The organism is Rathayibacter sp. PhB179 (genome assembly GCF_004345345.1).
Taxonomy (GTDB): domain Bacteria; phylum Actinomycetota; class Actinomycetes; order Actinomycetales; family Microbacteriaceae; genus Rathayibacter; species Rathayibacter festucae.
In genome coordinates, this window is sequence record NZ_SLVD01000001.1 from 278,097 (window position 1) to 304,343 (window position 26,247).

Below are 26,247 nucleotides of genomic sequence, written 5' to 3' on the forward strand. Positions count from 1 at the left end.
CGGTCGGCCGATGACCACCACGACGCGCCCCGCCGAGGCGGCGACCGCCACCGAGCGGCTGTCGACCGTCCGGCGCCGGCGCCGCCCCGGGCGCAGCGGCTGGACGACCTTCCTGCTGGGCCTGCCCGTCCCGATCCTCTTCCTGCTGCTCTGGCAGTTCGGGCGGGCGGGCGAGTGGGAGCTGCCGTTCGGCATCCGGATGGCGTTCCTGCCCTACCCGGGCGACGTGCTGGTCTCGCTGATGGACTACGCCGTCGCGGGCTTGCGGGACGACGCCTTCAGCGGGCTGCTCTGGACCGACCTGGCGGCGAGCGCCGGCCGCGTCTTCGGCGGCTTCGCGCTCGCCACGGTGCTCGCGGTGCCGCTCGGCGTGCTGATGGGCCGGTACTACGCGATCAACTCGCTGTTCGATCCGTTCATCAACCTGTTCCGGCCGGTGCCGGCGACGGCCTGGGTGCCGCTGGTCGCGCTGCTGATCGGCTACGGCGACCAGGCGTCGATCTTCCTGATCACGCTGTCGGCGTTCTTCCCGATCGTGCTCGGCACGATCAGCGGGGCGCGCCAGGTGCCGCCGCGGCTGATCGAGGCGGCGCGGATGCTGGGCACGTCGCGGGCGGGCGTGCTCGTCCGGGTGGTGCTGCCGGCCTCCGCCGCCGCCATCGTGAACGGCATGCGCATCGGCCTCGGCCTCGCCTGGGTCGTGCTGGTGCTCAGCGAGACGACGGGCGTGAGCACGGGCCTCGGCTCGACGATCTTCCTCGCGCGCGACGTGGTGCGCACCGACCTGATCGTGGTCGGGATGATCTGCATCGCGATCGCGGGATTCGCCTCCGACCGGCTGCTCCTGCTCCTGTTCCGCGTGCTCTTCGGCCGCCGGCCGCTCGTCAAGTGAGGACCCGATGACGCTCTCCGCTGCCGCCCCCGGCCCCGCCGCCGGCCCCTCCGCTCCGGGCACCTCTGCTCCCGCCCGCACCGCGGACGTCCACGTGCTCGATCTGGTGAAGCGCTACGACACCGCCGGCGGCGGCGTGCTCGCCATGGCCGACGTCTCGCTCGACGTCCGCTCGGGCGAGTTCGTCGCCGTGGTCGGCGCGAGCGGCTGCGGCAAGTCGACGCTGCTGCGCATCCTCGCCGGATTCGAAGAGGCGACCGAGGGCGTCGTCGAGGTCGGCGGCCGGGCCGTCTCGGCGCCCGGCCCCGACCGCGGCGTGGTCTTCCAGGACTACGGGCTGTTCCCGTGGCTGAGCGTGCGAGAGAACGTCGCGTACGGTCCGCGGCGGAAGAAGCTGGCGAAAACCGCGGCCGCGGAGGTGACCGACCGCTTCATCGAGGCGGTCGGTCTGACCCGCTTCGCCGACCGCTTCCCGGGCGAGCTGTCCGGCGGCATGCAGCAGCGGGTCGCGATCGCGCGGGTGCTGGCGAACGAGCCGTCGGTGCTGCTGATGGACGAGCCGTTCGGCGCGCTCGACGCGCTGACCCGCTCCGACCTGCAGGTCGAACTCAAGCGGATCCACCGCGAGACGGGCACCACCGTGCTGTTCGTGACGCACTCGATCGAGGAGGCGGTCTACCTCGCCGACCGCGTCGTGGTGATGACCGGCGGCGCCTCGCACGGCGTGCCCGGGCACATCAGCGAGATCGTGACGGTCGACCTGCCCGGCGAGCGCGACGTGACGTCCCCGGCCTTCAACGCCTGCAAGCGCCGCATCTCGGAGCTGGTGCACGCGCCGGCCTGACGCTGCGCCGCGAGATGCCACTTGTGCACGCTCTCCTCGGCGTGTCGCGTGCACAAGTGGCATCTCGCGGAGGGGGACGGGGGAGGCTTCGGGGACCGTCTGAAGGAGGAGTCGTCGTGACCAGCACCGATCGCGCAGGCCGGATCGCCAGGAGCGCCCTCGCCGGGGTGCTGCTCGTCAACGCGGTGCCGCACGGCGTCGCGGCGCTGCAGGGGCGGAGGTTCCCCTCGCCGTTCGCCACGCCGCCGGGGCGCGGGCTGTCGTCGCCGCTCGTGAACGCGGGCTGGAGCGCGGCGAATCTCGTCGCCGGGCTGGCCGCCCTGCCGCGCCGCAGGTCGAGGCGCGCCGCGATCGTCGGCGCGGGCGCCATGGGCGTCCTCCTCGCCGCCTACTTCGGGAGCCTCGACCTCGACTGACGTCCTCGCTCCCCCGCGAGATGCCACTTGTGCACGCTTTCCACGGCGTGTCGCGTGCACAAGTGGCATCTCGCGGCACCGCGCAAGGGGCTCCTCCGCCAGAACCGTTCCCGCAGAAGGGGGGTCCGCGGATCGCTGAGAACGGGCGCACGGATGTGACCGCTCCTGTCACGCTAGGAGCCGGCCCGTTCACGTCGTCCCGAAGGGAAGCGATGCCCGTTCTCCAGCTGGTGCTCTACCTGGTCGACGATCCCGAGCAGAGGGCGCACGCCTGCACGTTCCACGGTGATCGCCACAAGCTCGCCCACGACCTGGAGACGCGGCAGTTCCTGCCGGTCGCGCGCGGGCCCGAGCAGTACAGCGTGGTCGCGGTGAACCGCATCCAGCGCGTCGAGTTCGAGCGTGTCGACGCGGACGCGCAGCCGCTCTCGGACACCGTCGCCTGCTAGCTCCGGCGCAGGAGAGCGGATCGTTACCCGGTCGCCGGCTCCCGCGCGGGAGGATGGGCGGTGGGGGACGATCCGCGACCCCCGTCGTCCGCTTCTCCGGGGGTCCGCCATGCCCGTCCCGTCCCGCTCGCTCCTGCGCACCGCCGTCGCCGGCACCGCCCTCGCCCTCGGCGTCGGGACGGTCCTGAGCGGCTGCGTCTCCTCCGACGAGCCCGTCGCCCAGCCGGCCGCGACGGTGACCGCCACCGCGACGGTCACCGCGACGCCGGCCCCCGCCTCGACCCCCGCACCGACCGCGACGCCCGCGGCCGCCGCGAGCCTGCTGATCGGGCCGACCTCGTTCTCCCTGGTGGACGCCACCGGCGCACAACTGGGCAGCTGGGCCTACCGCGACGGCACCGGTGCGGTCGCGGCGCTCGCCGAGGCGTTCGGCAGCGAGCCGACCGAGTCGGACGACGTCCCGTACGAGGGCTACCGCAGCCGCGCCTACACCTGGCCGGGCTTCGTCCTCCGAGACACCGACGTCTACGACGCCGGCGGGCCGGAGCTCACCTACCCGGAGCCCGACTTCCTCCTCGAGGCCACGGCCGCCGCCGTCGGCGATGTCGCCATCAGCATTCTGGGCGGCGTCGCGGTCGGTGACGCCACCGCCGAGGTGGCGGCCGAGCACCCGGACAGCACCACCGACGGCGCCCCCGGATCCTTCCTCTTCGACACGACGCCCGTCGGCACCCTCGAGGGCTACGAGCTGACCAACACGGTGGGCGCGATCGCCGAGGACGAGGTCACCGTCTCGAGCCTGCGCGCCCCGTTCGTCAACTGGGGTGTCTGAGGGATCACGCGCAGGCGGTCGCGCTCAGCAGTCGCGGGCGCGGAAGCGCAGCGCGGTCAGCGCTGTCGAGTGCCAGCCCTGCTGACCGTCGTGCTGGCTCAGGGTCAGCGTGCTCCCCGAGGGGAGGACGTCGAACGCGAAGGTGTCGAAGCGGGGGTCGTTGACGAGGACGGGCTCGAAGGAGGTGCTGCGCCGGAACGGGTCGGCGACCGTGCCCGTGCCGACTCCCGGATCGGAGCCCTGGGCGGAGATCGAGGTCGGCGCGAGGCTGAAGCCGATGGTGGTCCACCAGCCCGCCACCCAGGGCAGCGAGAGGTCCGAGAGGGACGTGATGTTCTGGAAGGTGAACCGGACGTCGAGCGGGTCGAACGGCCGCCCGTCCGCTCCGAAGAAGCGGAAGGTCAGCGTCTGGGAGTCGGACCCGGGCGACGGGGTCTGCGTGAGTGCCCCGGCACGACGCTGGTTCAGCAGGAGCGTCCCGGGACCGAACGCGCCGGGCTCCCCGGCGCGCGCGACCGTCTCGCTCGGCGGCGGACCGGTCTCCTCCCCGATCCACACGGAGCCCTCCCCGGTCAGATCGAAGCTCCGGCCCTGCGACTCGGTCGTGGTGCCCGGCGCGAGGACGGACGTGATCCGCACCGTCGACACCGCTCCCCCCGGCGAGATCGCGGTGAGCACGGTGGGGTCGCTCGCGACGCTCGCCGGCGGGAACACCGTCGTGCTGAAGCACGGGGCGGGCGAGGCGGCGGCGAGCGGAGCGGCCACCGCCGCGCTGACGACGGGGACGCCCCACACGGCGCTCGCGGCGACGCTGCGCCGGGTGGGGCCGTGCGGGTCGGGGCGGTGCTGCGACATGCGGGATCCGTTCCGTGAGACCAGGAGTGCGGCGGAATCCGACCGGGCACCCCGGCAGCGTAAGAGCAGCGGTCGCCCGAGTGCGGTGTTCCCCTCCCCGCTGGCGTGGAACGAGCGCTCAGCAGTCGCTGGAGCGGAAGCCGAGTCCCGTGATCGCGCTGCTGTGCCAGCCCTGGAAGCCGCCGAACTGGCTGTAGACGAGCGAGCTGCCGGACGGGAAGGAGCGGAACGTGAAGGTGTCGTAGCGCGGCGCGAGCGGTACAGCCCGCTCCCCGGCGGTGGCGCGCCGGAAGGGATCGGCGATCGTGCCGGCGCCGACTCCCGCCGCGCCGCCGCGCGAGGAGATCGACGTGGGCGCGACGCTGAAGCCGACGGTCGACCAGGACTTCAGCGCCCAGTAGAGCCCCAGGCTGGTCGCGTCCGACGAGATGTTCAGGACGGTGAGCTGGACGTCCGTCGGGTCGAACGAGTTCCCGTCGGCGTCGAAGAACTCGAAGATCAGCGTCTGCGAGTCCGATCCCGGCGTCGGCACCTCCGGAACGTTCTCGGTCGTCGTCGAGACCCGCCCGGCGCGACGCTGGTTCAGGAGGAGCAGCCCGGGCTCGTAGAAGCTCAGCGGCACCTCGTTCGCGAACTGGAATGTTCCACCGGCGTACCACGCGGTGCCGTCCTGGGTCAGGTTGAAGCTCCTGGGGTCGGTCGTAGGCGTGGTCGTGGTGTCCGCCGCCAGGACCGAGGTGATGCGGACCGAGGTCGACGTGCCGGTGGGCGAGGTCGCGGTGAGGGTCAGCGGATTCAACGACATGCTCGACTGCGTGAACAGCGTCGTGCTGGTGCAGGGCAGCGTCGAGGCCGCGGCCAGCGGAGCAGCGACGGCCGCACCGACGACGGGGATGCTCCACATCGCGCCCGCCGTCACGGAGCGGCGCGAGGGACCGGAGGAATCGGAGGGGTGAGTGGACATGGCGGATCCGTTCTGAGAGAGGGTGAGGACGAGCTGGAGCGACTCGTCGGGAGTCGAGACAGGCGCACGGTGGTAACGCTGTCATCACTGCAGGAAGCCTCAGTGAATCGCAGTCGCACCGCCCGGCGCACGCCCCCCGTCCGCGCCACGCGCGTCCGGCGCCACCCCCACCGCTCCGGGAAACCCGGGAGAGGACCCGGCGGAGCCGTTCAGCGAGGGCACGAACCGGCGAGGCGCGGCTGACCGACACGGCAGCTTAGGCCGGTCGGCTCGAGAAGACGAATTAGTCTCACTTCTGGCGCGGAACGTCGGTTCGAGCAGGGCGATCAGCACGCTGGTCGAGCCGCCCCGCAGGGGCGTATCGAGCGGAGGGGGCACCTTCGGCACCGGCGTACGACGGGGAGAGACCAACCTCCCCGAGCGGTGCACCTAGGAAGAATCACCTCATAGGTATGGAGAAACCATGCTGATCGAGTAGCCCGCGGAGCGGGCGTATCGAGATCCATCACCGTCTGCACCTGAGTCTGCAGACCCGCCCTGCTGGTGACGGCGGGTCTCGATACGCCCCTGGCGGGGCTACTCGACCGGCATGACGTGGCGCAGCCGCGTCCCTTTCCCTCACCACCGAGACGCGAAGCGGCTTCGGCGCTCGAGACGCCGCCTGCGGCGGCTAGTCGACCAGCATGTCTGCGGGCTCTACCGAGTAGACCCACCCACCCCGAGGACGCCGGGCCCCCTCCCGGGCGGCGGGCACGGCCGCGCCCGGCCCCGCGGGTCAGCGACCGCGCGTGGACGCGCGCTCGACGAGCTCCGGCGCGAAGACCCGGCGCCGGTCGACGACGCCGTCGCCCTCGGCGGACACCACCTCCTGCAGCAGGTCGACCGCCGACGCGCCGAACGACTCCTGCGGAGCGCGGATCGAGCTCAGCGGCACGATCGACGCCTCCGCGTACTCGATGTCGTCGTAGCCGATGAGGGCGATGTCCTCGGGCACGCGGATCCCCCGGCCGATCAGGACCTGCTCGAGGCCGATGGCCAGGAGGTCGTTGACGGCGAAGATCGCGTCGGGGCGGGCGGCGGGCTCCCGGTCGGCGATCGCCTCGCCGACCTCGTGCCCCTCCGCGATCACGCGGTGCTGCACGTCGATCATCTCGAGGGTCGCGCCGGGCACCGCGGCGACCGCGCGGCTGGCGCCCGACAGGCGCTCGCCGACCTGCTGGATCGACAGCGGGCCGCCGACGAAGGCCAGGCGGCGGCGGCCGAGCGCGAGCAGGTGCTCGACCGCGAGGCGCCCGCCGAGCACCTCGTCGATCGAGACCGAGGGCTGGGTCTCGGCGGCCGCGTGCCGGCCGACGAGCACGGTCGGCGTTCCGCGCGAGCGCACCGAGGCGAGGCGGTCCTCGATCGAGCCGTGCGACGCGACCAGCATCCCGCGCACCCCGTGCTCCTCGAACAGCTCGAGGTAGGCGTCCTCCCGCGAGGTCTCGCCGCCCGAGTTGGCGAGGAACAGCGACAGCCCGAGCTCGGCCGCTCGCCGCTCCGCTCCCTCCGCGATCATCGCGAAGAAGGGGTTGGACACGTCGGGCGCGATATAGGCGATGGTGGAGCTCTGCCCGAGCCGGAGCTGGCGGCCGGCGTTGTTGCGCACGAAGCCCAGCGCCTCGATCGCCTCCTGGATCCGCTTGGCCTTGGTGTCGGAGACGCGCGCGGGGTGGTTGAGGAAGTGCGAGACCGTCCCCATCGAGACGCCGGCGGCGGCGGCGACGTCGCGGATGCCGACCCTGGTCATCGCTGTCTCCTCGTGCTGGCGGGCGCCGCGACGGGGCGTCGGACGGGCTTCGATGCTCTCACGCGCCGCTCCCTACTCGCGGAGCGGCGACTCCGGTGGCGACTCCGGCAGCAGCGGCTCCGGCAGCGCGACGCCGTGCGCCTCCAGCGCCTCCGACACCACCTTCACCGCGTTGAGCGCGCGGGGGAAGCCGACGTACTGCACCGTGTGGATGACCGCCTCGACGATCTCCTCCGCCGTCGCCCCGGTGTTGACGGCCGCGCGGGTGTGCCCCCGGAGCTGCGCGTCCACCCCGCCGAGCGCCGTGAGGACGCCGAGGGTGATCAGCTCGCGCTCGCGCAGGGTGAGACCCGGCCGCGAGTTGACGTCGCCGAAGTTGAACTCGAGGCCGTAGCGGGCGAGGTCCTGGGCGCGGCCGCGCTGCAGCGCGATCAGGCCGTCGGCCTTGCCCTCGCCGTAGACGGCGTCGAAGGCGGCCCGGCCGCGGGCGAGGCGCTCGGGGTCGGGGGTGGGCTGCGTCATGGCGGAGTCTCCTGGGATCACTAGATCGAGTGTCCGCCGTCGAGCGGCAGGATCACTCCGGTGATGTTGACGGCCGCCGGCGACGCGAGGAACACGATCGTCCGGGCGAGGTGCTCGGGCTCGCCGAGCAGGCGCGACGGGATCTGGTCGAGCAGCGCCGCGCGCCGCTCGGGGGTGTCGTTGTCCCGGCCGGGCGTGCGCTGCGCGCCGGGCGCGAGCGCGTTGACGGTGACGCCCTGGTCGGCGACCTCGATCGCGAGCGCCTTGGTGAGGCCGACGACCCCGGCCTTGGCGGCGGCGTAGGCGGTCGCCCCGCGGACGAGGCGGCCACCGGCGACGGCCGCGACGGAGGCGATGTTCACGATCCGGCCGGAGCGCCGCTCGAGCATGGCGGGCAGCACGGCGCGGGTGACCGCGAAGACGGTGTCGAGGTTCCGCGACATCTGGGTGCGCCAGGTCTGCTCCGTCATCTCGTGGAAGAACGAGACCGCGCCGCCGCCGGCGCCGTTGACCAGCACGTCGATCGCGCCGTCCTCCTCGATCACGGCGCCGAGGGCGCGCTGCACGGCGTCGAAGTCGGTCAGGTCGACCGCGACGGCGCGAGCGGCCCTGCCCTCCTCGCGCACGCTCCGGGCGACCTCCTCCGCTCCCGCCGCGTCGAGATCGACGACGACCACGTCGGCTCCCGCGCGGGCGAGCTCGCGGCAGACGACCCGTCCGAGCGCTCCCGCGCCACCGGTGACCAGGGCGCGCTGCCCGTCGAGTTCCATGCGATGTCTCTCCGATCCTCGTCGTGCGCCGCCGAGCGGCCATCGGGCTCCAGCGCCCGGACGACGGCTTCATCGTTCCGCAGCTTTTGAAACGTGTCAAGACAGTCTTGACAGCTCGCACAGCCGTCGGTAGCCTCCTGAATTGTAACGTTTCAAACAATGCCCGCTCGGCATGGCCCGTTCGAAACGCCGTTGCACCTTTCAAGGAGGAAATGTGTCCCGCTCTGCAGAATCCCGCGGACGTCGCTCCCGCTCGGCCCTCACCGGGCTCGTCGCCGGCACCGGAGCCGCCGTGCTGCTGCTCACCGGCTGCGCCTCGGGCGACGGCGGCGGCTCGTCCGAGTCCGGCTCCGCCGGCTCCTTCTCGGTCCTCACCCCGGCCGAGAACTCGATCATCCGCGACGAGCTCGCCACCCTCGGCGAGGGCGCCTGCTCCGCCGAGAACGAGGCGATGCCGCTCGACAGCCAGACGGTCGCCCAGGCCGACGTGGTGCAGAAGATCACGCTGCTCGCGAGCCAGGACGCGCTGCCCACCAGCTTCGTCGCCGGCACCGCGCAGGTCCGCCCCGACGGCGACCTCGGCAAGAACGACCTCATCGTCGACTACGAGGAGAAGCTCACCGAGCTCGGCGTCTGGGACGACGTCCTCCCCGCCGCCCGCTCGACGATCACCTCGGTCTACGGCGGCATGGTCTCGCTGCCGTTCCAGTACAACGTCGAGGGCATCTGGTACAACAAGCAGATCCTGGCGGCGAACGGCATCGCCGAGCCGCAGACCTGGGACGAGCTCGTCGCCGCCCTCGAGACGCTGAAGGCCGCCGGAGTCGTCCCGCTCACCGAGGCCGGCAGCCAGGGCTGGCCGCTCACCCGCCTTATCGGCAACTACCTCTTCCGCTCGATCGGCCCGGACGCCATGAAAGACATCCAGTCGGGCGATGCGAAGCTCACCGACGCCGAGTACATCGAGGGCGCTCAGGCCGTCGCCGATCTCGGCAGCGCGGGCCTGTTCGGCGAGGGCGTCACCTCGCGCGACACCGACACCGCGAACGCCCAGTTCCTCACCGGCGAGGCCGCGATGACCTACAACGGCTCCTGGTTCCTGGCGAATCTCAACGACCCCGCTCAGAACCAGATCGGCGAGGAGAACGTCGGCTTCCTGCCGTTCCCGAACGTCACGGGCGGCGCGGGCGACAGCAGCCAGTGGCCGGCCAACGCCGGAGCGGCGACCGCGACCTCGACGAAGGCCTACGACGACGGGGTCGGCGACTGGCTGACCTGCATCGCCGAGAACTACGGCTCGAGCGTGCTGCAGAACCAGGGCGTCATCTCAGGCTTCGCGCTGAACGAGGAGGTCACCGACGTCCCGCCGCTGACCACCACGGTCCAGGAGTACGTGAACGAGGCGGACGAGACCGTGCTCTGGTTCGAGGCCCTCTTCGACGCGAAGACCACCTCGGACGCGCAGACCAACGTCTCACTGCTGGTCTCGGGCGGCATGAGCGCCGAGGACTACATGTCGGCCCTCCAGGCCGATCTCGACCAGGCGCAGTGATCCTGAGCGGGCCGGGGGCTCCTCCCGCCGCCGGCCCGCGTCCCTCCTCTTCCTCCTCCCCCGCGTGCACGCCCTGCGCGCACGTCGAAAGGACAGCGCTTCCGTGAACAGCGTCCTCGGAGACAAGAAGGCGATCCTGATCCTTCTCGGACCGGCCCTCGCCGTCTACACGCTCATCAAGCTCGTCCCGGTGCTCTGGTCGCTCGGACTCACCTTCTTCACCGGCAATCCGCTCAGCGGCTTCGAGTTCTCCGGCGGCGAGAACTTCCTGCGCTTCCTGCAGGATCCGCAGGCGCTCGAGGCCCTCTGGTTCACCGTCCGCTACTCGCTCGTGATCACCGCGGGGCAGGTCGTGCTCGGCTACGCCCTGGCGCTGCTCTACGTCTTCGTGCTGAAGAACGCGTCCTCCTTCGTCCGAACCGTCGTGTTCTTCCCGACCGTGCTGCCCACGGTCGCCGTCGCGCTGCTCTTCAAGAGCATGTTCGCCGTCGGCGGCCAGGAGGGCCCGGTCAACGCGGGACTCGGGTTCCTCGGTCTCGGCAGCATCGACTGGTTCGCGACCGCCGAGGGCACCTTCGCCGTCGCCGTGATCATGGAGCTCTGGCGCTCGATGGGCTTCTTCGCGATCCTGCTCTACGCCGGCCTCGTCGACATCCCGGAGGAGACGCTCGAGTCGGCCCGCCTCGACGGGGCGACCGGCTGGCGCCTGGTCTCCTCGATCGTGCTGCCGCTGTCGCTGCCGGTGCTGCTGTCGTCGGTGATCTTCAGCTTCAACAGCACGCTCAAGGTCTTCGACACCCTGCTCGCGCTGAACAACGGCGGACCGGGCAGCTCGACGACACCGCTGACGCTCTACATGTACCGCACCGTCTTCAGCTACTCGGACTACGGCTACGGCTCGACGATCGCGCTGGTGCTGACGATCATGTGCTTCCTCGTCACCCTCTTCATCTTCCGCTCGTCGCGCCGCGACAACACGAAGGAGGCCTGAGGTGTCCACCGGAACCCTCTCCCGCCCGGCACCCCGCACCCGCCCCTCGGTGCCGGCCGGCCCGCACCGCCGGGTCCGCAGCCTCGGTCGCGGCACCCGGCGCTGGATCGGCCGCGTGCTGATCGGCCTCCTCGTCGTCGTCGAGGCGTATCCGATCTTCTGGATCGTGATGGGCTCGTTCAAGACGCAGAACGAGTTCTTCGCCAATCCGACCTGGGCGCTGCCGCAGAGCCTCGACTTCTCGAACTACGTCTCGGCGCTGACGGAGGGCGACCTTGCGACGAACCTGCGCAACAGCGTCCTGGTCACCGTCCCCTCGCTCGCCCTGATGATCGTGCTCGGCGTCGCCGCCGCGTTCGCGCTCGAGGTCCTGGTCTGGCGCGGCCGCAACACGGTGCTGCTGCTGTTCATCGCGGGCATCATGATCCCCGGCCAGATGATCCTGGTCCCGCTCTTCACGGTGTACTTCCGCACCGGGCTGACGAACTCGCTCTGGCCGCTGATCATCACCTACACGGTGATGGGGCTGCCGCTGACGGTGTTCCTGATGACGGCCTACTTCCGCGCGATCCCCCGCGAGATCTTCGAGGCCGCCGCGATCGACGGCGCGAGCATGATCACCGCCTTCTGGCGGGTCGGCGTGCCGATGATGCGCAACGCGATCATCACGATCGCGCTGGTCGAGTTCTTCGCGGTCTGGAACGACCTGCTGATCGCGCTGACCTTCACGACGAACGACGAGCTGGCCACGGTGCAGGTCGGGCTGCTGAACTTCAGCGACGAGTACGGCTCGACGCAGTACGGACCGCTGTTCGCCTCGATCAGCATCAACATCCTCGGGATGCTCGTGCTCTACCTCTTCCTCAACAAGCAGATCATGGCGGGCCTCGCCGCCGGCTCCGTGAAGGGCTGACGGATGCGCGCGCCCTCCCCCTCCCCCTCCCCTCTCCCCGCGAGATGCCACTTGTGCGGGCGACACGCCGTGAAAGCCGTGCACAAGTGGCATCTCGCGGAGGAGGCGTACTGGGAGGATCTCCGGCCCGGTGAGGGGCGGCGGCGGCCCCGGGCGGACGTGCTCAGCGACGCCCCGCGGCTGCGGCTCGACGGGGACTGGCGCTTCCGGCTCGCGCCGACCGCGCACGGGACCGGGCCGGGGTTCGCGGATCCGCTGCTCGACGACGCGGACTGGGACCTGCTGCGCATCCCGTCGCACTGGGTGCTCGAGGGCCACGGCGACCCGCTCTACACGAACACCGCGTTCCCCTTCCCGCTCGATCCCCCGCACCTGCCGGAGGACAACCCGACCGGCGACCACCGCCTGCGCTTCGAGCTCCCCGCCGGCTGGCCGGAGGGCGGCCGGACCGTGCTGCGCTTCCAGGGTGTCGACTCCTGCGGCGCCGCCTGGCTGAACGGCGAGCCCCTCGGCTGGTCGACGGGCAGCCGGCTGCCCTTCGAGTTCGACGTCACGGTGCCGCTGCGGCGCGGCGAGAACCTGCTCGCTGTCCGCGTGCAGCGCTGGTCGGCGGGGAGCTACCTCGAGGACCAGGACATGTGGTGGCTGCCCGGGATCTTCCGCGAGGTCGAGCTGCTCTGGCGCCCGGACGGCGCGGCCGACGACGTGCTCGTCAGCGCCGATTACGAGGACGGCACGGGCACCCTGCTGGTGCGCGCGCTGGACGAGGCGGGCGGCGAGCTGCCCGGCGTGGTCCGGCTGCCCGAGCTCGGCCTCGAGGCCCCGGCGGGCGAGAGCGTCCGGCTGCCGGTCGAGCCGTGGAGCGCCGAGTCGCCGCGGCTGTACCGCGGCACGCTCGAGGTCGCCGGCGAGCGGATCGAGCTCGCCGTCGGCTTCCGCACGGTGCGGATCCGCGACGGCGTCTTCACCGTCAACGGCTCCCCCGTCCGCCTGCGCGGCGTGAACCGGCACGAGCACGACCCCGATCGCGGCCGCGCCCTCGACGAGGCGACCATGCGCCGGGACATCGAGCTGATGAAGCGGGCGAACGTCACCGCGGTGCGCACCTCGCACTATCCGCCGCACCCCGCCTTCCTCCGCCTCTGCGACGAGCTCGGACTCTGGGTGCTGGAGGAGTGCGACATCGAGACGCACGGCTTCATCTACGCGGGCTGGCAGGGCAACCCGCCGACCGAGCCGCAGTGGCGCGAGGCCCTCGTCGACCGCATCACCCGGATGGTCGCGCGCGACCGCAGCCACCCGAGCATCGTCATCTGGTCGCTCGCGAACGAGAGCATGGTCGGCGAGTCGTTCGACGTGCTCGAGCGGGTCGTGCGCCGGCTCGATCCGAGCCGGCCGATCCACTACGAGCGCGATCCGAGCTTCCGCAACTCCGACTTCTCCTCGGCGATGTACCCCGCGCTGGAGGAGCTCGAGGCGATCGCCGAGCGGCGGGAGCCGACCCCCGAGGGCGTGGTGGCCGGCTCGCCCGACGACGCGCGCCGCCGGCGCCTGCCCTTCGTGCTCTGCGAGTACGGGCACGCGATGGGCAACGGCCCGGGCTCGCTCGACGAGTACCAGCGGATCCTCGAGTCGTCCGACCGGATGGCCGGCGGCTTCGTCTGGGAGTGGATCGACCACGGCTTCCGCGCGACCACCGCCGACGGGTCGGAGCACTTCCGGCACGGCGGCGACATCGACTTCCAGCCCAACGGCGGCAGCTACTGCATCGACGGGCTGCTCTTCCCCGACCGCACGCCCTCGCCCGGCCTCGCGTCGCTCGCGCGGGCGATCGCGCCGGTGGTGATCGACGTGGCGGAGGGGGCGATCGCGATCCGCAGCCGGCAGGACGTCGTCGACACCGCGGCACTGCGCTGGCGCTGGCGGGTCGAGGACGACGGAGCGCTGCTCGCGGAGGGCCTGCTCGACGTCCCCGCCGTGCCGGCCCGCGGGAGCGTCGTCGTGCCGTTCACGGCACCGGTCGCGGGCGTCCTCACCGTCTCGGCCGAGCTGGCCGAGGCGGCGCCCTGGGCGCCCGCCGGCCACGAGGTGGCGTGGGGGCAGCGGATCGACGCGCCGACCCCCGCCGTCCGCCGCCGCTCCGCACGGGTCGCCGACGAGGACGGCGTGCTGCGCCTCGGCGACGCCCTGCTCGACCCGCGCACCGGGCGGCTCCTCTCCCTCGGCGGCGTGCCCGTCGACGGTCCCCTCGTCGACCTCTGGCGCGCGCCGACCGAGAACGATCGCGGGCAGGGGACGCTGAACGCGCTCGCCGCGAGCTGGTCGGCCGTCGGCCTCGACCGCGTCCTGCACCGCACCGTCTCGGTCGAGCGCGATGAGCACTCCGTCACCGTGACCACCCGGAGCGGACCGGCGACCCAGACGCTCGCCGTGCTCAGCCGCCTGGTCTGGACGGCGGAGGAGGGCGCGCTGCACCTCGCCGCGCAGTTCGCGTTCACCGGCGCCTGGCGGGACACCCCGCACGGCCACCACTCGGTGACCCCGCCGCGCCTCGGCGTCCGCCTGACGCTTCCGGGCGGCTACGCGGACGCCGACTGGCTCGGCCGCGGCCCCGGCGAGTCCTACGCCGACACCCTCGACGCCGTCCGCTTCGGCCGCTTCGCCGCGAGCATCGACGCCCTGCAGACGCCGTACGTCGTGCCGCAGGAGAACGGCAACCACGTCGGCACCCGCCGCCTCTCGCTCAGCGGTCCGGGACTGCCGCCGCTCGTCGTCACGGGTGACGGCTTCGACTTCACCGCGCGCCGCTGGACGAGCGAGGCCCTCGCCGTCGCCGCGCATCCCCACGAGCTGCGCGACTCCGGCCACGTCGTGCTCAACCTCGACGTCCGCCAGCAGGGCGTCGGCAGCGCCTCCTGCGGCCCGGCCCTCCCGGAGCGCTACCGCGTCCCACTCGAGGAGGCGTCCCTGGAGCTGACCTTCCGCGCCGGCTGACGCTCCGCGCTCTCGGGTATCTTGCGCCGTCGTACGCCCGCCTGATGTCGGGCGAGCGAAGGATCCGATCGCTCGCTTCGCGCTGATCCGACGGGGCCGTGTCCGCTGAGGCGGGTGCCGCTCAGCGGCGGCGCTCGAGCTCCGCCTCGGCGCGCCAGAGGTGCGCGGGCTCCCAGCCGAGGGCCTCGCGGGCGCGGTCGATCGAGACGACCGTCTCGAAGCCCTCGAGGGGGCGGGTCAGCGGTACGTCGGGGAAGGCTCCGGCGACCAGCTCGGCCGAGGGGATCGTCAGGCCGGTGTCGGAGGCGGCGATGTCGTAGACGGCGAAGCCGGGCTCGCCGACCTCCAGGGCACGCGCGATCGCGCTCGCGCCGTCGCGGGCGTCGACGTAGCTCCACAGCAGTTCGCGGCGGTAGGCCGGGTCGCCCGCGCGCTCGACGAAGCGGGAGTACTCGCCGGCCCGGGTGATGTTGGTGAAGCGCAGCGCGGTGATCGAGCAGTCCCGGTCCCAGCGGACGAGCTGCCGGGCCATCGCCTCCTCGAGGACCTTGACCAGGCCGTAGGTGCTGTTCGCGCGGTCGCCGTCCTCCTCCGTGAGCGGGAGGGAGGCGGGCGGCTCGGCGAAGGGGAAGCCCATCGCGGTGATGCTGGAGGCGTGCACGATCCGCGTCACTCCGGCCCGCAGCGCGGAGTGGAACAGGTTGAACGAGACGGTCATGTTGGCGTGGAAGGTCGCCGCGTCCGGGACCAGGCCGTTCACCGGGATCGCCGCGAGGTGGACGATCGCGTCGACTCCGCTGTGCCGCGCGGTGATGCCGAGCACGGCGTCGAGCGCCTGGCCGTAGTCGGTGAAGTCGACGCGGGTGAAGGGCACCGCGACCGTCGGCGGCGTCAGGTCGAGGCCGATCGGCTCGTGGCCGTCGGCGAGCAGCCGCTCCAGGGTCGCGGTGCCGAGCGTGCCGGAGCAGCCGGTGACGGCGATGCGCATGGGGGTCCTCTCGCGGGGATCGTGCGGGGGTCGAGCGGGGTGGGGCGGGGTCGGGCGTCAGCGTACGGGGAAGTCCGCGGGCAGCGGGAGGGCCGGGACCTCGTGCCCGGCGGCGTCCGACTCGTCGGCGTGCAGGTGCCCGGTGCGCCCGCCCGCCGGCAGGCCGGTCTCGGTGAAGAACCCGCGGAGCGGCTCGTAGACCGCGACGATGTCGTGCACGTCGCCTGCCCGGGTGAGCACGATGTCGCCGGCCTGGACGTAGCGCTCGGCGCCGTCGACGAGGATCCGGCCCTTCCCCTCCGCGAAGAACCACACCTCGTGGTCGTCGTGGTGGTGCCGGTCGAACCGCCCGCCCTCCAGCGGCACGGCGAAGCGGCCGAGGGTGCCGACGGCGCACCACTCCGGCCGGTCGCCGGGGTGCAGCCAGGTGCCGGGCTCGTAGACCGGCATCAGGCCTGCGCCCAGCGCGGAGCGGTGCCGGGCTCGAGGATCCGCGCGCCGGGCAGCTCGTCGAGGCCGGTCTCGGCGCCGCCGGGCGTGTAGACGACGAGGAGTCGCAGCGGCCGCCAGGTGGTGTTGTAGGTGGAGTGCACCGTGTCGCGCGGGATGTGCAGGGCGTCGCCCTCGCGGATCGCGAAGGCCGGGCCGTCGCCGACGGTCTGCTCGCCCTCGCCCGAGACGACGTAGATGACCTCCTCCTCGCCGGGGTGGCTGTGCGGGTCGTGGCCCTGACCGGGGTAGATGATCACCTCGCCGGTGGTCAGGCCGACGGGTCCGTCGAGGTGCGGGGTGACGAGCCACTTGATGGTGCCCCAGTCGAAGACGCGGGTGGGCACGTCGTCGGGGCGTCGGCCGGACTGCGCGGACGGGACGGACGGCGCGGACTGAGTGGCCTGCGCGGACGGGGTGGCGGGCGGTGTCGTGGTCACGGGGTCTCCTTCGAGGTGAGCGGGATGCTGGTGAAGTCGACGAGCTGCTGGCGGATCGCCCGCTCGGTCGGCAGGCGCTCGACGGAGGAGGCGCCGAAGAAGCCGGCGACCCCCGTCGTGTGCTGGAGGACATACGCGGCGTCGGCGGGCTCGGCGATCGGCCCGCCGTGGCAGAGCACGATGACGTCCGGATTCACGGCGACCGCCGCGTCGCGCAGCTCCTGCACGCGCGCGGCCGACTCCTCGAGCGAGAGCGCCGTCTGCGCGCCGATGCTGCCGCTGGTGGTGAGGCCCATGTGCGGGACGAGGACGTCGGCGCCGGCCTCCGTCATCGCCACGGTCGACGCGACGTCGAAGACGTAGGGGGCGGTGAGCAGGTCGCGCTCGGCGGCGAGCCGGATCATCTCGACCTCCAGGTCGAAGCCCATGCCGGTCTCCTCGAGGTTCTGCCGGAAGACGCCGTCGAAGAGCCCGACCGTCGGGAAGTTCTGCACCCCCGTGAAGCCGAGCCGCGCCAGCTCATCGAGGAAGACCTCCATCCGCCGGAAGGGATCGGTGCCGCAGACCCCGGCGAGGACCGGGGTGTCGCGGATGATCGGCAGCACCTCGCGGCTCATCTCGACGACGATCTGGTTGGCGTCGCCGTAGGGCAGCAGGCCCGAGAGCGAGCCGCGGCCCGCCATCCGGAAGCGGCCGGAGTTGTAGATGATCAGCAGGTCGGCTCCGCCGGCCTCGGCGGCCTTCGCCGAGATGCCGGTGCCGGCTCCCGCGCCGATGACGGGCCGCCCCGCGGCGATGGTGCGGCGGAGGCGGGCGAGTGCGGTCGTGCGGTCCATCTCAGCTCCCGTCCTGGTCGGCGGCGTGGGCCGCGGAGTGGTCGGCGGAGTGGTCGGCGGCGTGGCGGATCAGCCGGTCGAGCGCATCCGCGGCGGCGCGGGCGAACTCCGGATCGTTGACGTCGAGCGGGGAGTCGAGGACCTCGACCGCGGAGCCGGCGACTGCGGCGAGCACCGCGTCGACCAGCGCGGCATCGGCCTCGGCGTCGGCGAAGACGGCGCCAGGCACCCCGATCGCCGAGAGCCCGCCCCTCGGCACGGCCAGCACGGTCGGCCCCTCGGCCGCGGCGAGCTTCCGGCCGATCAGGCCGCCCAGCTCGGTGCTCTCGTCGGCGGTGGTGCGCATCAGCGTCACCGTCGGGTTGTGCACGAAGAACCGCCGCTGCGCGAAGCGCTCCGGGACACCGTCCCGCGGGCCGAAGTTGACCATGTCCAGCGCTCCGAGGCTGACGACCTGCGGGACGCCTGCGCGCCCGGCCGCCTCGAGCCGGTCGGGGCCGGCCGTGAGCACGCCGCCGACCAGCTCGTCCGCGAGCTCGGTGGTGGTGAGGTCGAGCACCCCCGCGAGGTGCCCAGAACGGGCCAGGGCCTCGACGGCCCGGCCGCCGGAGCCGGTGGCGTGGAAGACGAGGACCTCGTAGCCGAGCTCGTCGAGGCGGGCGCGGGCGACGTCGACGGCGGCGGTCGTCACTCCGAACATGGTGGCCGCGAGGAGCGGACGGCCGGACTCCTCCGCGGGCTGCTCGCGCCGGGCGGCGTGCGCCGCGGCCATCCCCGCGATGCCGCCGGCGGCGTTGTCGAGGACCTCGCGGGAGAGGCTGTTGATGCCGGCGATGTCGACGACGCTGTAGGTCATCGTCACGTCGCTCGCGCCGACGTAAGGGGCGACGTCGCCCGACGCCATCGTCGAGACGAGCATCTTCGGCAGCCCGACGGGCAGGTCGCGAACGGCCCGGGCGGCGATGGACGAGCCGCCGCTGCCGGCGAGGGCCAGGACGCCGTCGAGACCGCCGTCGCTCCGGAGGCGCTCGAGGACGACGGCGGCGCCCTCTCCCATCGCGGTCATCGCGGCTCCGCGATCGCCGCGCGAGCGCAGCTCCTCGAGCTCGGCGCCCGCGGCGCGGGCCGTCTCGGCGGCGGTGACGTCGGGAGCGGCGGCCGCTCCGGAGTGCGCGCCGACGCCCACGTCGACGAGCAGCACGTCGACGCCGAGGTCGCGCAGACGGGCGGCCGTCCAGGCGTACTCGGCGCCCTTGGTGTCGAGGGTGCCCACGAGGGCCACCCGGGGTGCCGGTGTCCGGGGTGCCGGTCCTGGGGGTGCTGGCGTCATCGCGGCTCTCCTCCTCCTGGCCGGATCGCTCCGGTCCACGTCGTCGTGGTGCGCCGGGCCCGCCCAGCAGCTGCCCCCATGATGACTCGCATTTTGAAACGTGTCAAACAGCAGTTCCGCGGCTATGCTGGCGCTCGATTGAAACGTGTCAGAGTCGAGACGCTCACGCAGAGGAGTGCTCGCCCAGCAGGAACGAGGCACCCCGGTGGCCATCCCCTCCTCCCCCCGCATCGAGCACCACCGTGCAGCGCTCGGCATCGGCGAGCGCCGACCCCGCCTCTCCTGGACGAGCCTCGCCGGCGACGACTGGCGCCAGGAGTCGTACGAGCTCGAGCGCGTCGACGCCGCCGGCGACGTGCAGCGCCGACGCGTCGGCTCCGCCGAGTCGGTCCTCGTGCCGTGGCCGTTCGCTCCGCTGACGAGCCGGGAGCGGGTCGAGGTCCGGGTGCGCGTCTTCGGCCGCGGCGAGGACGACGCCCCCTGGAGCCGTCCGACGGCCGTCGAGGCCGGCCTGCTCGAGCCGCAGGACTGGAGCGCGGTGCCCGTCGGCGCCGCCTGGCCGGAGGACCCGGAGTCCGACCGGCGGCCTCCGCTGGTGCGCCGCTCCTTCACGGTCGACGGCGAGGTCGCCTCCGCGCGCCTCTACCTCAGCGCGCACGGCCTGTACGAGGTCGAGCTCAACGGCGCCCGCGTCGGCGACGACACCCTCGCGCCCGGCTGGACGGCCTACGCCGACCGCCTCCGCTACGCCACCCACGACGTCACCGACGCCCTCGTCCCCGGCGAGAACGCGCTCGGCTCCTGGCTCGGCGACGGCTGGTACCGCGGCCGGCTGGGCTGGCGCGGCGGCTTCCGGAACCTCTACGGCACCGACCTCTCGCTGATCGCCCAGCTCGAGATCGTCTACGCCGACGGCCGGCGCGAGACCGTCGCGACCGACCCGTCCTGGCGCGCCGCGCCCGGCCCGATCCTCTTCTCCGGCAACTACGACGGCGAGGTGCACGACGCGCGCGAGGAGCGGGACGGCTGGTCCTCCCCCGGCTTCGACGACGCCGGCTGGACGCCGGTCGCGGTGGCGGAGCGCGATCCGGCGACCCTCGTCGCGCCGCAGGGCCCGCCGGTCCGCTGCACCGAGGAGGTGCGCCCCGTCGCCGTGCTGCGCACCCCGAGCGGCCGGAGCGTGCTCGACCTCGGGCAGAACCTCGTCGGCCGGATGCGGATCCGGCTGAGCGGGCCGCGCGGGGCGACCGTCACCCTCCGCACCGCCGAGATCATGCAGGAGGGCGAGCTCTACACCCGGCCGCTGCGCGACGCCCGCTCCACCGACGTCTACACGCTGGCAGGGCGCGCCCGGGAGGAGTGGGAGCCGCGCTTCACCTTCCACGGATTCCGCTTCGTCGAGGTCGAGGGCTGGCCGGGAGACCTCGAGGCGGCGGTGGCCGCGGGGGACGTCGTCGCGCGCGTCCTGCACACCGATTTCGAGCGCACCGGCTGGTTCGCCTGCTCCGACCCGCTGGTCGAGCGGCTGCACGAGAACGTGCTGTGGAGCATGCGCGGCAACATGGTGGACATCCCCACCGACTGCCCGCAGCGCGACGAGCGGGTCGGCTGGACCGGGGACATCCAGGTCTTCGCGCCGACCGCGTCGTTCCTCTTCGACGTCTCCGGGATGCTCTCGTCCTGGCTCCGCGACGTGGCGGCCGAGCAGCTGCCCGACGGCACGGTGCCCTGGTACGTCCCGGTGATCCCCGCGCACGCGATGTGGACGCCGATCCGCCCGGGCGCGGCCTGGGGCGACGCCGCGGTCCTCGTGCCGTGGACGCTGTACGAGCGCTTCGGCGACGCCGGGGTGCTGGCGGTGCAGTACGACAGTGCGAAGGCCTGGGTCGAGCTCGTCGAGCGGCTCGCCGGGCCGTCGCGGCTCTGGGACGAGGGCTTCCAGCTGGGCGACTGGCTCGATCCGGACGCTCCTCCCCAGGACCCGGCGGACGCGAAGACCGACCGCTACCTGGTCGCCACGGCCTACTTCGCGCAGTCCGCCCGGCGGCTCGGGCAGACCGCCCGCGTGCTCGGCCGCGAGCAGGACGCCGACCGCTTCCTCGCACTGGCCGCCGAGATCCGGGCCGCCTTCGTCGGGCGCTACGTCGAGCCGGACGGCCGGATGGCCAGCGACGCGCAGACCGCGTACGCGCTCGCCCTCGAGTTCGAGCTGCTGCCGGAGTCGCTGCGCGCCGCCGCGGGGGCTCGCCTGGCCGAGCTGGTCGCGTCCGCCGGGAACCGCATCTCGACCGGCTTCGTCGGCACGCCGATCGTCTCGGACGCGCTCTCGGGCACCGGCGGGATCGACCGCGCCTACGCACTGCTGCTCGAGCGCGAGTGCCCGTCCTGGCTGTACCCGGTGACCCAGGGCGCGACGACGATCTGGGAGCGCTGGGACAGCCAGCTCCCCGACGGCACCGTGAACCCCGGCACGATGACCTCGTTCAACCACTACGCGCTCGGCGCGGTCGCCGACTGGCTGCACCGGGTGGTCGCGGGTCTCGCGCCGGCGGAGCCGGGCTACCGCTCGATCCTGTTCCGGCCGCGCCCGGGCGGCGGGCTCAGCTCGGCGAGCGCCGCCCACCTGACCCCGTACGGCCGCGCCTCCATCGCCTGGACCCTCGCCGACGGCGAGCTGCGCGTCGAGGTCGAGGTGCCCGTGGGGGCCACCGCGGTGCTCGACCTCGAGGGCGCGGAGCCGCGCGCCCTCGGGCCAGGCCGGCACACCGCCGTGGTGGCGGCCGGCGCGGCGGTCGCAGCGGCGCTCTGAGCGGCCGCCTCGCGTGCCGACCCCCGTGGGTGCACGGGGAAGAGGCGCCCCTTGCTCTTCGCCGAACGAGCAGCCCGGAAGGGGCGCATCGAGACCCGTCTCGCGGGAACGGCGTGACGGCAGACCGAGCTCTCGATCACGTGGATCTCGATGCGCCCGCTCCGCAGACCGCCCGATCACCGGGAAGGGGACGCTTGCCGACCAGCCGGATGCCTGCGGGCGTCTCCTCACGGCAGGCCCGGAGTCAGGGGTAGGGAGCCGGCCTCGCCACCCCGCCCCTCACTCCCCGTCGGCGAAGTCCGTGCTGCGGCTGAGCGGCTCCCACGCGTCCACGTCGGAGCGGAGGGCGTCGAGCGCCGCGCGGAAGGCGTCCGAGGCGTCGTTGCCCAGCAGCAGGATCGACGGCGGCGCGTCCGACTCCACGGCCTCGATCAGGGCGGTCGCCGCCTTCGCCGGGTCGCCCTTCTGGGTGCCGTGCACGGTGTCGTGCTCCTTGCGGCGCTTGCCCGCCGTCTCGGCGTAGTCGGCGATCGGCTGGGACGACTGGGTGAGCGAGCGGCCGGCGAAGTCGGTGCGGAAGCCGCCCGGCTCGACCGAGAACGCGCGGATGCCCAGCGGCGCGACCTCCTTGCGCAGCGACTCGGTGAGCGCCTCGATCGCGGCCTTGACCGCCGCGTAGTAGCCGGAGCCCTCCGGCGAGATGCGGGCGCCGATCGAGGACAGGTTGACGATCACTCCGGAGCGGCGCTCGCGCATCCCGGGCAGGACCGCCTTGATCGTGCGGACGGTGCCGAAGAGGTGGGTGTCGAAGAGCTGCTGCACCGCCGCCTCCTCGCCCTCCTCGACGGCCGCGCGGTAGCCGTAGCCCGCGTTGTTGACGAGCACGTCGATTCCGCCGAAGCGCTCCTCGGCGGCGTCGACCGCGGCGGCGACCTGGGCGTCGTCGGTGACGTCGAGCGCGAGGGCGAGCGCGGAGTCGGGGTGCGCCTCGGCGAGGTCGCGGACGGAGTCGACGTCGCGCGCGGTGACGACGACGCGGTCGCCGTGGGCGAGGACGGCGGTCGCGAGCGCGCGGCCGAGTCCGGTGGAGCAGCCGGTGATGAGCCAGGTGGTCATGGCGGTCCTTCTTCCTCGAGGTGCCCGCGGACGGCGCGGGCCGGACTCCATTCCACCGCCGCCCGGGCTCCCCGGGACAGGGGTGGACGCGGATCACGGCTGGACGCGTGGGAGGGTGGTCCGGTGTCCACAGTGAGCGTGCCGACGCCGCGCTCGGGGGTGCGGACGCGGCGATTCCGGCGCCTCGCGCGCCTCGGCTTCGCCGTCAACGGCGTCGTGCACCTGCTGATCGGCGGCCTCTCGCTGCGGGTGGCGTTCGGCGACGAGACGACGCAGGAGGCGGATCCGTCGGGTGCGATCGCGCGCCTGGCCGAGTCGCCGGCCGGCCTCGTCGTCGTCTGGGCGGCACTGGTCGCGCTCGTCGCCCTCGGGCTGTGGCAGTTCACCTTCCAGAGCCGCTCGAGCGATCCGAGCCGCGCGAAGCGCTGGGGGCGGCGGATCGTCGAGTCGGGCAAGGGCTTCGCCTCGCTCGCGCTGGCCGGGACGACGCTGGTGTTCGCGCTCGGCGGGTCGACGAGCTCCTCCGCGACCATCCGCGCGATCAGCACCGACCTGCTGGCCCGCCCGGCCGGGTCGATCGTGCTGACGATCGTCGGCGGGATCGTCCTCGGCAGCGGGATCGGCTTCCTCGCCATCGGCGTGCGGCGCGGCTTCCGCAAGCTCGTGCGCATCCCGGCGGGGCGCCGCGGCCTGGCCGTGCTGATCCTGGGCGCCGCCGGCTACGTCTCGAAGGGGATCGCCCTCGGCATCGCCGGCGGTCTCTTCGTCGTCGCGGCGATCACCGGCGACGCCCGGCGGGCGACCGGGCTCGACGGCGCCCTGCGCTTCCTCGACGTCCCGCCCTACGGGACCATCGCGCTGACCGCGATCGGCGCCGGCCTCGTGATGTACGGCGGCTTCCTGATCGCCCGCGCGAAGCTCGCCAAGCTCTGAGGGCCCGGGCTCAGCCCATGACCGCGGCGGGATCGAGCCGCTTCGCGTAGCAGCGGGTCGCCGGCTCGTCGCCCCAGTAGCCGAAGCCGGGGATCGGGTCGTAGCCCGAGCTGCTGTAGAGCGCCATCGCCTCGGGCTGCTCGATGCCGGTGACCAGGCGGAGCAGCGTCACGCCGTGGCGGACGGCCAGCTCCTCGACTCCCGCGAGGAGGAGGCGGCTGTAGCCGCGGCCGCGCGCCGACTCGGCCACGAACATCCGCTTGATCTCGCCGATCTCCCCGTCGGCGGCGAGCGCGACGCAGCCGACGACCTCGGGCCCGACCTGCAGCAGCAGCGTCGGCGCGTCCACGGGCGGCCGCGGCCCGGGGTCGTCGCCGCCGTAGCGCCTCATGATCTCGGCCTCCTGCACGGCGAACAGCCGCCCCGCCACCGCATCGCCGGCCGTCGTCTCGACCATCCGCGCCTCGTCCGCACTCACGCCCCCCACCCTCGCACGCTCCCATCGCTCCCCGCGAGATGCCACTTGTGCACGCGACACGCCGAGAAAAGCGTGCACAAGTGGCATCTCGCGGAGGGTCAGCAGACGGCGGAGCGGAACCGGAGGTCGGTGAGGAAGACCCCGTGCCAGCCCTGTCTGCCCTCGTGCTGGGTGTAGGTGAGCGTGCTCCCGGAGGGGAAGACGTCGAAGACGAAGACGTCGTTCTTGAAGTACGCGATGGTCGAGACGTCTCCCTCGACGCGACGGTACGGGTCGGCGAGCGTGCCGGCACCGGTCCCCGCGAAGAGGCCGTCCTGGACGATCGTCGTCGGCGCGACACTGAAGCCCATCGCGTCCCAGTGATCCGGCTGCCAGGCCTGCCGGTCCTGCGAGGTGAAGTCGTAGAACTCGAACTGGAGATGGACCGGATCGAACAGCCGCCCCTGCGGATCGAAGAACTGGAAGGTCAGGGTCTGCGAGTCGGATCCCGGACTGGGAAGGGTCGTGGCCGGGCCCTCGCGCCGCTGATTCAGGACCAGCGCGCTTCTCGGCGCGGTGCCCGAGTACTGCACCTCGGTGCTCTCGAGGTCGGTCTCCCCGGTCACCGCGCCCCATCCGAGTCCGCTCTGAGTCAGATTGAAGCTCTGACCCTGCGTCGTCGTCGTGGTGCCGGGAGCGAGCACCGAGGTGATCCGCACGGTGGACACCGCGCCGGAGGAGCTGGGCGCCAGGAGCACCGCGGTGTCGCCGCCGGCGTTGCTGGTCCGCCTGAAGGCGACCGCGCTGTCGCAGAGGGCGGCGGTGGAAGCGGCAGCGAGAGGCGCCGCGATCACCGCGGCGGCGACCGGAGCGCTCCACACCGCCGCTGCGCTCACGGTTCGGCGGGACGGTCCGGGCGTGGGGGTGGAGGACGAGGACACGGCGGTCCTTTCGATCAGGAGGCGGAGTGCGCCTCGATCCGGCGGAGTGGTAGCGCTGTCATGGCGCTGTGCGGCCAGCCAAGCGCACCCCCTCCGCCACGAGCAGTCCCCCGTCCGTGCCACACCCCCCCGGTGAGCACCTCCCGCGAGATGCCACTTGTGCACGCGACACGCCGAGGAGAGCGTGCACAAGTGGCATCTCGCGGGAGGGAAGGGGGACGCGCGGGTCAGGCGTAGTGGGCGGCGACCTCGGCGAGGCACTCGCGGAAGACGCGGACGGCGGGCGAGGCGAGCTGCGCCTCGCGCTGGGCCGTGAAGATGGTGCGGCGGGGGCGGCCGGGCAGCTCGAGCAGGCGGCAGTCGGGCTCGCCGCCGGCCCAGACCAGGTCGGGCATCAACGCGACCGCGTTGCCCGAGGCGGCGAGGCGGATCTGCGCCTGGAGGTCCGCGGTCTCGAAGCGCACGTCGGGCTCGAAGCCGGCGACCCGGCAGGTCTGCTCGGCGAAGTGCCGGCTCGCGGTGCCGCGCGGCTCCATCACCCAGGCGGCGTCGCGCGCGCTCTGCAGGTCGCGAACCGCGGAGTCGTGGCGGACCGCGAGCCGGATCGCATCGGTCGTGAGGTCGCTGCGCACCAGGCCCGGCAGCCAGGACACCGAGTGGCCCGGGTACTGCTCGGCGACGACGAGGTCGAACTCGCGCGCCCAGGAGGTCTCGTGCAGCGCCCCCTCCGGCTCGCGCTGCACCATCTCGACCCGCACCTCGGGCGCCCGCTCGGCGATCGAGTGCAGCGCGCCCGGCATCAGCGCCAGGGCCGCGGACTGGAACACCGCGACCCGCACCCGACCGGTGACCGACTCCCCCGACGCGGCGAGCGCCGCCTCCGCCCGCTCGAGCAGCGCCAGCACCTCGCCGGCCGCCGCGACCAGGATCTCGGCCTGCGGGGTGAGCTGCACCCGCCGCCCGACCTTGCGCAGCAGCTCGACACCGGTCTCGCGCTCGAGCACGGTGAGCTGCTGCGAGACGGCGGAGGGACTGTAGGCGAGGGCCTCCGCGGCGGCGGCGAGCGTGCCCCGGATGGCGACCTCGCGCAGCAGCACCAGGCGGCGGACGTCGAGCACGGGCGAC

Annotated in this window: 25 protein-coding genes; 11 read left to right on the forward strand and 14 right to left on the reverse strand. The window is 73.1% G+C overall.

Annotation, left to right across the window (positions count from 1 at the left end):
• Nucleotides 1-10: 10 nt before the first annotated feature.
• The 5 genes from EDF43_RS01390 (at nt 11) to EDF43_RS01410 (ending at nt 3,433) form a co-directional block, all read left to right on the forward strand.
• Entirely contained in the window at nt 11-892 is an 882-nt protein-coding gene (locus EDF43_RS01390) for an ABC transporter permease (protein ID WP_132434992.1), read from the forward strand.
• A 7-nt stretch (nt 893-899) separates the two neighbouring features.
• Entirely contained in the window at nt 900-1,736 is an 837-nt protein-coding gene (locus EDF43_RS01395; RefSeq protein ID WP_132434994.1) for an ABC transporter ATP-binding protein, read from the forward strand.
• Nucleotides 1,737-1,852: 116 nt separating this feature from the next.
• A complete protein-coding gene (locus EDF43_RS01400) occupies nt 1,853-2,152 on the forward strand; it encodes a hypothetical protein (protein WP_207901598.1) in 300 nt (99 codons plus the stop codon).
• Between the two features lie 212 nt (nt 2,153-2,364).
• Nucleotides 2,365-2,601, forward strand: a complete 237-nt coding sequence (locus EDF43_RS01405) for a hypothetical protein (RefSeq protein ID WP_123444746.1) — start codon at nt 2,365-2,367, stop codon at nt 2,599-2,601.
• 109 nt (nt 2,602-2,710) lie between these two features.
• Entirely contained in the window at nt 2,711-3,433 is a 723-nt protein-coding gene (locus EDF43_RS01410) for a hypothetical protein (protein ID WP_132434996.1), read from the forward strand.
• Between the two features lie 24 nt (nt 3,434-3,457).
• Here EDF43_RS01410 and EDF43_RS01415 read toward each other — a convergent pair whose 3' ends face one another.
• From EDF43_RS01415 to EDF43_RS01435, 5 genes are all read right to left on the reverse strand, one after another.
• Nucleotides 3,458-4,288, reverse strand: a complete 831-nt coding sequence (locus EDF43_RS01415; protein WP_132434998.1) for a hypothetical protein — start codon at nt 4,286-4,288, stop codon at nt 3,458-3,460.
• A gap of 118 nt (nt 4,289-4,406) precedes the next feature.
• Entirely contained in the window at nt 4,407-5,252 is an 846-nt protein-coding gene (locus EDF43_RS01420) for a hypothetical protein (protein WP_132435000.1), read from the reverse strand.
• A gap of 775 nt (nt 5,253-6,027) precedes the next feature.
• Nucleotides 6,028-7,041 carry a substrate-binding domain-containing protein gene (locus tag EDF43_RS01425; protein ID WP_123444736.1) on the reverse strand — a complete coding sequence of 338 codons (1,014 nt, stop codon included), beginning with the start codon at nt 7,039-7,041 and terminating at the stop codon, nt 6,028-6,030.
• A 72-nt stretch (nt 7,042-7,113) separates the two neighbouring features.
• Entirely contained in the window at nt 7,114-7,563 is a 450-nt protein-coding gene (locus EDF43_RS01430) for a carboxymuconolactone decarboxylase family protein (protein ID WP_132435002.1), read from the reverse strand.
• Between the two features lie 20 nt (nt 7,564-7,583).
• A complete protein-coding gene (locus tag EDF43_RS01435; RefSeq protein WP_123701526.1) occupies nt 7,584-8,333 on the reverse strand; it encodes an SDR family NAD(P)-dependent oxidoreductase in 750 nt (249 codons plus the stop codon).
• A gap of 214 nt (nt 8,334-8,547) precedes the next feature.
• Between EDF43_RS01435 and EDF43_RS01440 the strand changes: the two genes are divergently transcribed.
• From EDF43_RS01440 to EDF43_RS01455, 4 genes are all read left to right on the forward strand, one after another.
• On the forward strand, nt 8,548-9,885 hold the full coding sequence (locus tag EDF43_RS01440; protein WP_243646201.1) for an extracellular solute-binding protein: 1,338 nt from the start codon (nt 8,548-8,550) through the stop codon (nt 9,883-9,885).
• Nucleotides 9,886-9,988: 103 nt separating this feature from the next.
• On the forward strand, nt 9,989-10,876 hold the full coding sequence (locus EDF43_RS01445) for a sugar ABC transporter permease (RefSeq protein ID WP_123444732.1): 888 nt from the start codon (nt 9,989-9,991) through the stop codon (nt 10,874-10,876).
• A gap of 1 nt (nt 10,877) precedes the next feature.
• The gene (locus EDF43_RS01450; protein ID WP_243581075.1) at nt 10,878-11,789 is read left to right on the forward strand and encodes a carbohydrate ABC transporter permease; all 912 of its coding nucleotides are present in this window, start codon (nt 10,878-10,880) and stop codon (nt 11,787-11,789) included.
• Between the two features lie 69 nt (nt 11,790-11,858).
• Nucleotides 11,859-14,783: a glycoside hydrolase family 2 TIM barrel-domain containing protein gene (locus tag EDF43_RS01455; protein WP_243646202.1), complete on the forward strand. Its 2,925-nt coding sequence runs from the start codon at nt 11,859-11,861 to the stop codon at nt 14,781-14,783.
• A 121-nt stretch (nt 14,784-14,904) separates the two neighbouring features.
• On the opposite strand, the gene EDF43_RS01460 is transcribed toward EDF43_RS01455, so the two are convergent.
• Genes EDF43_RS01460 through EDF43_RS01480 form a run of 5 tightly spaced genes read right to left on the reverse strand, consistent with a single transcriptional unit; the run spans nt 14,905 to nt 18,866 of the window.
• Nucleotides 14,905-15,771, reverse strand: a complete 867-nt coding sequence (locus tag EDF43_RS01460; RefSeq protein ID WP_132435008.1) for an NAD(P)-dependent oxidoreductase — start codon at nt 15,769-15,771, stop codon at nt 14,905-14,907.
• A 57-nt stretch (nt 15,772-15,828) separates the two neighbouring features.
• Nucleotides 15,829-16,221 carry an AraC family ligand binding domain-containing protein gene (locus tag EDF43_RS01465; RefSeq protein ID WP_123444728.1) on the reverse strand — a complete coding sequence of 131 codons (393 nt, stop codon included), beginning with the start codon at nt 16,219-16,221 and terminating at the stop codon, nt 15,829-15,831.
• Nucleotides 16,221-16,700, reverse strand: a complete 480-nt coding sequence (locus tag EDF43_RS01470) for a cupin domain-containing protein (RefSeq protein ID WP_123734778.1) — start codon at nt 16,698-16,700, stop codon at nt 16,221-16,223. Before EDF43_RS01470 ends, EDF43_RS01465 begins: the two co-directional genes overlap by 1 nt.
• Complete coding sequence (locus EDF43_RS01475; RefSeq protein ID WP_123734777.1) at nt 16,697-17,536, reverse strand: phosphoenolpyruvate hydrolase family protein; 840 nt, start codon at nt 17,534-17,536, stop codon at nt 16,697-16,699. Before EDF43_RS01475 ends, EDF43_RS01470 begins: the two co-directional genes overlap by 4 nt.
• 1 nt (nt 17,537) lies before the next feature.
• Complete coding sequence (locus EDF43_RS01480) at nt 17,538-18,866, reverse strand: Tm-1-like ATP-binding domain-containing protein (RefSeq protein ID WP_132435010.1); 1,329 nt, start codon at nt 18,864-18,866, stop codon at nt 17,538-17,540.
• Between the two features lie 205 nt (nt 18,867-19,071).
• On the opposite strand from EDF43_RS01480, the gene EDF43_RS01485 reads away from it, so the two are divergent.
• Nucleotides 19,072-21,675: an alpha-L-rhamnosidase gene (locus EDF43_RS01485; protein WP_132435012.1), complete on the forward strand. Its 2,604-nt coding sequence runs from the start codon at nt 19,072-19,074 to the stop codon at nt 21,673-21,675.
• Between the two features lie 279 nt (nt 21,676-21,954).
• Here EDF43_RS01485 and EDF43_RS01490 read toward each other — a convergent pair whose 3' ends face one another.
• Nucleotides 21,955-22,791 (reverse strand): oxidoreductase, encoded by an 837-nt coding sequence (locus tag EDF43_RS01490; protein WP_132435014.1) that lies wholly within the window; start codon nt 22,789-22,791, stop codon nt 21,955-21,957.
• A 123-nt stretch (nt 22,792-22,914) separates the two neighbouring features.
• Between EDF43_RS01490 and EDF43_RS01495 the strand changes: the two genes are divergently transcribed.
• Nucleotides 22,915-23,724 carry a DUF1206 domain-containing protein gene (locus tag EDF43_RS01495; RefSeq protein WP_165908973.1) on the forward strand — a complete coding sequence of 270 codons (810 nt, stop codon included), beginning with the start codon at nt 22,915-22,917 and terminating at the stop codon, nt 23,722-23,724.
• A gap of 10 nt (nt 23,725-23,734) precedes the next feature.
• Here EDF43_RS01495 and EDF43_RS01500 read toward each other — a convergent pair whose 3' ends face one another.
• The 3 genes from EDF43_RS01500 to EDF43_RS01510 all read right to left on the reverse strand — a co-directional run bounded on the left by EDF43_RS01500 (nt 23,735) and on the right by EDF43_RS01510 (nt 26,240).
• Nucleotides 23,735-24,202 (reverse strand): GNAT family N-acetyltransferase, encoded by a 468-nt coding sequence (locus tag EDF43_RS01500; protein ID WP_132435017.1) that lies wholly within the window; start codon nt 24,200-24,202, stop codon nt 23,735-23,737.
• 98 nt (nt 24,203-24,300) lie between these two features.
• Complete coding sequence (locus EDF43_RS01505) at nt 24,301-25,122, reverse strand: hypothetical protein (protein ID WP_132435018.1); 822 nt, start codon at nt 25,120-25,122, stop codon at nt 24,301-24,303.
• A 227-nt stretch (nt 25,123-25,349) separates the two neighbouring features.
• On the reverse strand, nt 25,350-26,240 hold the full coding sequence (locus EDF43_RS01510) for a LysR family transcriptional regulator (protein WP_123734770.1): 891 nt from the start codon (nt 26,238-26,240) through the stop codon (nt 25,350-25,352).
• Nucleotides 26,241-26,247 lie beyond the last annotated feature (7 nt).

Bases quoted from the DNA above. Each gene is read 5' to 3' on its own strand.
- EDF43_RS01415 (WP_132434998.1), bottom strand. From the start codon at position 4,288: ATGTCGCAGCACCGCCCCGACCCGCACGGCCCCACCCGGCGCAGCGTC.
- EDF43_RS01490 (WP_132435014.1), bottom strand. From the start codon at position 22,791: ATGACCACCTGGCTCATCACCGGCTGCTCCACCGGACTCGGCCGCGCG.
- EDF43_RS01435 (WP_123701526.1), bottom strand. From the start codon at position 8,333: ATGGAACTCGACGGGCAGCGCGCCCTGGTCACCGGTGGCGCGGGAGCG.
- EDF43_RS01420 (WP_132435000.1), bottom strand. From the start codon at position 5,252: ATGTCCACTCACCCCTCCGATTCCTCCGGTCCCTCGCGCCGCTCCGTG.
- EDF43_RS01475 (WP_123734777.1), bottom strand. From the start codon at position 17,536: ATGGACCGCACGACCGCACTCGCCCGCCTCCGCCGCACCATCGCCGCG.
- EDF43_RS01405 (WP_123444746.1), top strand. From the start codon at position 2,365: ATGCCCGTTCTCCAGCTGGTGCTCTACCTGGTCGACGATCCCGAGCAG.
- EDF43_RS01425 (WP_123444736.1), bottom strand. From the start codon at position 7,041: ATGACCAGGGTCGGCATCCGCGACGTCGCCGCCGCCGCCGGCGTCTCG.
- EDF43_RS01395 (WP_132434994.1), top strand. From the start codon at position 900: ATGACGCTCTCCGCTGCCGCCCCCGGCCCCGCCGCCGGCCCCTCCGCT.
- EDF43_RS01390 (WP_132434992.1), top strand. From the start codon at position 11: ATGACCACCACGACGCGCCCCGCCGAGGCGGCGACCGCCACCGAGCGG.
- EDF43_RS01480 (WP_132435010.1), bottom strand. From the start codon at position 18,866: ATGACGCCAGCACCCCCAGGACCGGCACCCCGGACACCGGCACCCCGG.
- EDF43_RS01410 (WP_132434996.1), top strand. From the start codon at position 2,711: ATGCCCGTCCCGTCCCGCTCGCTCCTGCGCACCGCCGTCGCCGGCACC.
- EDF43_RS01430 (WP_132435002.1), bottom strand. From the start codon at position 7,563: ATGACGCAGCCCACCCCCGACCCCGAGCGCCTCGCCCGCGGCCGGGCC.
- EDF43_RS01460 (WP_132435008.1), bottom strand. From the start codon at position 15,771: ATGCGCATCGCCGTCACCGGCTGCTCCGGCACGCTCGGCACCGCGACC.
- EDF43_RS01465 (WP_123444728.1), bottom strand. From the start codon at position 16,221: ATGCCGGTCTACGAGCCCGGCACCTGGCTGCACCCCGGCGACCGGCCG.